Source organism: Streptomyces sp. NPDC058685 (genome assembly GCF_042714725.1).
Classification (GTDB): Bacteria; Actinomycetota; Actinomycetes; order Streptomycetales; family Streptomycetaceae; genus Streptomyces.
The window spans coordinates 178237-184341 of sequence record NZ_JBHXSL010000012.1 but is presented as its reverse complement, the minus strand read 5'-3'; the positions used below and the strand labels follow the sequence as shown (position 1 = coordinate 184341).

Genomic DNA, 6105 nt, shown 5'->3' with positions numbered 1-6105 from the left:
GTTTGGGGGGGGTGTGGCGGCGGGGGGGGGGGGGGGGCGGGGGGGGGGGGGGCGGCGGGGGGGGGGGGGGGGGGGGGGCCCCCCGGGGGGGGGGGGGGGGGCCGGCCCCCCGGGCGCCCCCCCCCCGGCCCCCACGGCTCGTCGTCACAGCGCGGTCAGGCGCTCCAGCGGGAACGGCGGCTGCGCCAGCGGCCGGACCGCGAGGCGGGTCAGCGGCAGGGCGTTGTCGTCGCCCGCCGTCCGGTTGGCGTGGAGCACGCCGCAGTGGGTACAGCGGTGGACCAGAACCCATTCGCCGTCACCGCGTACGGAGATGGCGAGGGGTTCCATCCGGGCGCCGCAGTCGGCCGCCCGGTCGCCCGGGGTGTCGTCGAGGTGACGGCTCCACAGACAGTTCGGACAGTGATTGCGGTGGCCGGTGCCGGCAGCGGTCATCGGAACGTCGAGACCGCACTGAAGACAGCGGAATGACTCGGCGCGCGCCTCGGTGCGGGCGCGCCGGGAGGTGTTGCGTGACATCGTGGACACGACTCCTGGGGTGATGCGTGGGACAGGGCGACAGCGGTCGATGTCGTCTCGCATCCGGGGAGTTCACACCACGGAGGTGGGAGGCCTTCCCCGATCGCGAGAACGCTTCCACCGGGCCCTGGGCATACACGCACCACCTCTGAGTCGTCGAGTCGTCCCCCTGATGAGACCGTGCCGTGCGGGCGTTCGGCAACCGAATTCCCGGCGGCGGGCGGCCGTGGCGTTCCCTCCGGCGGGCCGCCGTGTCCCCCGTGATCTGCCGGAGCGGCGACTCGCGCATGAGACAGCGTGCCCAGCGGGGCAGCGCCGCGATCGGGCGACCGGCCGATGGGTCAGGCGACCGAGCCGATGCGACCCGCCGTGCGGTCCGTGCCGTCGTGGTGGATCGGCGTGTGGGCACCGGTCAGCGAGACGCCGCTGCCGCCGCGGCGGTGGGCGACGATCTCCGCGGCGATCGACAGGGCCGTCTCCTCCGGGGTACGGGCGCCGAGGTCCAGTCCGATCGGGCTGCGCAGCCGGGCCAGTTCGAGTTCGCTGACGCCCACCTCGCGCAGGCGTCTGTTGCGGTCCTGGTGGGTGCGGCGGGAGCCCATCGCGCCGATGTAGGCGACCGGGAGGGTGAGGGCGAGTTCGAGGAGCGGCACGTCGAACTTGGCGTCGTGGGTCAGGACGCACAGGACCGTACGGGAGTCGACCTCCGTCGATTCCAGGTAGCGGTGCGGCCAGTCGACGACGATCTCGTCCGCCTCCGGGAAGCGGGTCCGGGTCGCGAAGACGGGCCGCGCGTCGCAGACGGTCACGTGGTAGCCGAGGAACTTGCCCATCCGTACGAGCGCCGAGGCGAAGTCGATCGCACCGAAAACGATCATGCGCGGGGCGGGGACGCTCGACTCGACGAGCAGCGTCAGCGGACGGCCGCAGCGGCTGCCGTCCGCGCCGATGGTGACCGTGCCGGTGCGGCCGGCGTCCAGCAGCGCGCCCGCCTCCGCCGCGGCCGTTCGGTCCAGTTCGGGGTGGCCGCCGAGGCTGCCCTCGCGGGAGCCGTCGGGGCGTACGAGCAGCGCGCGGCCGAGCAGGTCGGCCGGGCCCTCGGTGATCCTGGCGAGGGCGGCCGCCTCACCCGACGCGGCCGCCGCGAGCGCCGCGGGGATGACGGCGCCGCGTACCGGGGTGACGAGGATGTCGATGACCCCGCCGCAGGTCAAACCCACGGCGAAGGCATCGTCGTCGCTGTAGCCGAAGCGTTCGAGGACGCTTTCGCCGTCCTCCAGCGCCTGCCGGCACAGGTCGTACACCGCGCCCTCCACACACCCGCCGGAGACCGACCCGATCGCCGTGCCCTCGCTGTCGACGGCGAGTGCGGCTCCCGGCTGCCGGGGCGCACTGCCGCCGACCGCGACCACGGTGGCGACGGCGAACGTACGGCCCTGCTCGACCCACCGGTTGAGCTCGTCGGCGATGTCCAGCATGTCGGTCTCCTCGAAGTGTGTGGCGGGCGGCGGGAGTTACTTCACTCCGAGCCAGCCCTCGATCGGGTGAAGGGCGAAGTAGGCAAGGAAGACGACCGACAGCACCCACATCAGCCAGCCGATGTCGCGGGCCCGGCCCTGGACGGCCTTGATGAGGACGTGGGCGATGACGCCGGCCGCAATGCCCGCGGTGATCGAGTAGGTGAAGGGCATCAGAACGGTGGTCAGGAAGACCGGGATGGCGGTGGCCTGGTCGTTCCAGTCGATGTGCTTGGCGTTCGTGAGCATCATCGATCCGATGACGACGAGCGCGGCGGCGGCGACCTGGGTCGGGATCAGCTGGGCGAGCGGGGTGAAGAAGAGGCAGAGCGTGAAGGCGAGGCCGGTGATGACGCTGGCGAAGCCGGTGCGCGCACCGTCACCGACACCGGCGGTGGACTCGACGAACACGGTCTGGCCGGAGGCGCCGGCGAGGCCGCCGATCGCGCCGCCCGCGCCGTCGATGGCCAGGGCCTTGTTGAGGCCCGGCATCTTGCCCTTGTCGTCGGCGAGGTTCGCCTGCTGGCCGATGCCGATGATGGTGCCCATCGCGTCGAAGAAGCCGGCGAGCACGAGGGTGAAGACGATGACGCCGACCGTGATGCCGCCGACGCTGCCGATGCCGTCGAACGAGACCTGGCCGAAGAGGCCGAAGTCGGGGGTGCTCACGATGGAGCCGCTGAGCTCGGGGGCGTTCAGGCCGCCCCATGCCTGCTTGTCGAGTCCGGCGAACTGGTGGACGACGGCGGCGAAGACGGTGCCGCCGATGATGCCGATGAGGATCGCGCCGGGCACCTTGCGCACCTGGAGCAGGAAGATCAGCAGGACCGTGACGGCGAAGCAGAGGACCGGCCAGCCGGTGAGCATGTCGCTGGTGCCGAGCTGGATGGGCTTGGCGCCGGCGATGCCTCCGTCTCCGGGCATCGAGGTGACGAAGCCCGCCTGGACGAGGCCGATGAGGCAGACGAACAGGCCGATGCCCATGGTGATGGCGTGCTTGAGCGCCAAGGGGATCGCGTTCATGATCAGTTCACGCAGGCCGGTGACGACCAGCAGGACGATCACGAGGCCGTAGATGACGCACATGGCCATCGCGTTGCCCCAGGTCATCTCCGGGGCGACCTGGAAGGCCATGACGGCGGAGACGCTGAGTCCCGCCGCGAGGGCCAGCGGCACGTTGCCGATGAAGCCCATCACGATGGTGGTGGCGGCCGCGGCGAAGACGGTGGCGGTGGTGAGCTGGTCGCCGTCGAGCCGGTGACCGGTCGCGTCGGGCACCGAGAGGATCACCGGGTTGAGAAGGATGATGTACGCCATCGCCATGAAGGTGGTGATGCCGCCGCGCACCTCCCGGCCGACGGTCGATCCTCGCCGGGATATGTGGAAGTAACGGTCGAGCCAAGAGCGTCCGGCGGGCTGGCGACTACCGACGCCGGCGTCCTCCGATGTCTTCGGCTCAAGGGACTGCTGGGTCATGATGCCTACTCCCAAGGTTCACAGGGGCACCCGCATGGAGACGGAGATTGCGGGATTTGGGATGACTGTGTGGGCTGCACGACCCGGGGGACGGCCCGAGACGAACGGTGGGGGAACGGCCGCGAGCGGTGCGGTGCTCCGGTGCTCCGGGCGGTACGCCGTGGAAGTGTGACGTTCCCTGGACGTACCGCCCGGAGGGCTTCTCTCAGGTGCCGGTGAGGTGCTCGGGACGTACCGGCGTCCTGTTGAGTTCGAGACCCGTCGCGTTCCGGATCGCCGCGAGGACGGCCGGGGTGGACGACAGGGTCGGGGCCTCGCCGATGCCACGGAGGCCGTACGGCGCGTGGTCGTCGGCGAGCTCGAGCACATCGACGGGGATGGTCGGGGTGTCGAGGATGGTGGGGATCAGATAGTCCGTGAAGGAGGGGTTGCGCACCTTCGCGGTCTTCGGATCGACGATGATCTCCTCCATGACCGCCACGCCCAGGCCCTGGGTGGTTCCACCCTGGATCTGGCCGACGACGGACAGCGGGTTGAGCGCCTTGCCGACGTCCTGGGCGACCGCGAGTTCGACGACCTTGACGAGCCCGAGCTCGGTGTCGACCTCGACGACCGCGCGGTGCGCGGCGAAGGAGTACTGGACGTGGCCGTTGCCCTGGCCGGTGCGCAGGTCGAAGGCCTCGGTGGGCCGGTGGCGCCATTCGAGCTCCAGGTCGACCGCCTCGTTCTCGAGGACGTCCACCAGATCGGCAAGGACCTCGCCGCCGTCGGTGACGACCTTGCCGCCTTCGAGCAGCAGCTCGGCGGTGGCCCAGGCGGGGTGGTAGGAGCCGAACTTGCGGCGGCCGATCTCGAGGACCTTCTCGCGCACGTTCTCGCAGGTGTTCTTGACCGCGCCGCCGGTGACGTACGTCTGGCGGGACGCGGATGTCGATCCGGCGGAGCCGACCTGGGTGTCGGCCGGCTGGATGGTCACCTGGGTGACGCCGAGCTCGGTGCGGGCGATCTGCGCGTGGACGGTGACACCGCCCTGGCCGACCTCCGCCATGGCGGTGTGCACGGTCGCGACGGGCACGCCGCCCACGACCTCCATGCGCACGCGGGCGGTGGAGTAGTCGTCGAAGCCCTCGGAGAAGCCGACGTTCTTGATGCCGACCGCGTAGCCGACGCCGCGGACGACGCCTTCGCCGTGGGTGGTGTTGGACAGACCGCCGGGCAGCGCGCGGACGTCCGCCTGCTCACCGGCCGCGAGCCACTGCTGCTCGGGCGGGAGCGGCCTGGCCTTGACGCGGCGCAGCAGCTCGGCGACCGGGGCCGGCGAGTCGACCGGCTGGCCGGTCGGCAGGAGGGTGCCCTGCTCCATGGCGTTGAGCTGCCGGAACTCCACCGGGTCCATGTCCAGTTTCGCGGCGAGCTTGTCCATCTGCGCCTCGTAGGCGAAGCACGCCTGGACCGCGCCGAAGCCGCGCATCGCGCCGCAGGGCGGGTTGTTGGAGTAGAGGGCGATGGCCTCGATGTCGACGTCCTCGATGACGTAGGGGCCGACGGAGAGGGAGGAGGCGTTGCCGACGACCGCCGGGGAGGCGGACGCGTAGGCGCCGCCGTCCAGGACGATCTTGCACTTCATGTGCGTGAGCTTGCCGTCCTTGGTGGCGCCGTGCTCGTAGTAGAGCTTCGCCGGGTGCCGGTGGACGTGTCCGAAGAAGGACTCGAACCGGTTGTAGACGATCTTGACGGGCTTGCCGGTGCGCAGCGCCAGCAGGCAGGCGTGGATCTGCATCGACAGGTCCTCGCGGCCGCCGAACGCGCCGCCGACGCCGGAGAGCGTCATCCGCACCTTCTCCTCGGGCAGGCCGAGTACGGGTGCGATCTGGCGCAGGTCGGAGTGCAGCCACTGGGTCGCGACATACAGCTCGACGCCGCCGTCCTCGGACGGGACCGCGAGGCCGGACTCGGGGCCGAGGAAGGCCTGGTCCTGCATGCCGAAGGTGTACTCGCCCTTGACGATCACATCGGCGCGCCGCGCGGCCGCGTCGGCGTCGCCGCGCACGATGGGCTGCCGGTGCACGATGTTCGGGTGCGGCACATGGCCGATGTGGTGGTCGTCGCGGTTCTCGTGGACCAGGATCGCGTCCGGAGCGGTCGCCGACGCCTCGTCGGTGATGAGCGGCAGCTCGGCGTAGTCGATCTTGATCTTGGCGGCCGCGCGGCGCGCGGTCTCCGGGTGGTCGGCGGCGACGATGGCCACCGGCTCGCCGTGGTGGCGGACCTTGCCGTGGGCGAGCACCGGGGTGTCCTGGATCTCCAGGCCGTAGTTCTTCACCTCGGTGGGCAGGTCGTCGTGGGTCAGCACGGCGTAGACGCCGGACATCGCGAGCGCCTCGGAGACGTCGATCGACCGGATCTCGGCGTGCGCCACGGTGGAGCGCAGGGTGTGGCCCCAGAGCATGTCCTCGTGCCACATGTCGGAGGAGTACGCGAACTCCCCGGTGACCTTGAGGGTGCCGTCGGGGCGGAGCGTCGACTCGCCGATGCCGCCCTTGGTCTTGGAGCCCTGGGTGATGTTCGTGGGGGTACCAGTCGTGGCCATGGC

Annotated in this window: 4 protein-coding genes; all 4 read right to left on the bottom strand. The window is 71.0% G+C overall.

Features of this window, described 5'->3' with window-relative positions:
* Window positions 1–144: 144 nt before the first annotated feature.
* A complete protein-coding gene (locus tag ACFWU3_RS14545) occupies window positions 145–519 on the bottom strand; it encodes an RNHCP domain-containing protein (protein WP_313943402.1) in 375 nt (124 codons plus the stop codon).
* Window positions 520–860: 341 nt separating this feature from the next.
* Entirely contained in the window at window positions 861–1997 is a 1137-nt protein-coding gene (locus tag ACFWU3_RS14540; RefSeq protein ID WP_384436146.1) for an XdhC family protein, read from the bottom strand.
* A gap of 36 nt (window positions 1998–2033) precedes the next feature.
* Window positions 2034–3512: an NCS2 family permease gene (locus ACFWU3_RS14535; protein WP_384436143.1), complete on the bottom strand. Its 1479-nt coding sequence runs from the start codon at window positions 3510–3512 to the stop codon at window positions 2034–2036.
* 205 nt (window positions 3513–3717) lie between these two features.
* Complete coding sequence (locus ACFWU3_RS14530) at window positions 3718–6102, bottom strand: xanthine dehydrogenase family protein molybdopterin-binding subunit (protein WP_384436140.1); 2385 nt, start codon at window positions 6100–6102, stop codon at window positions 3718–3720.
* Window positions 6103–6105 lie beyond the last annotated feature (3 nt).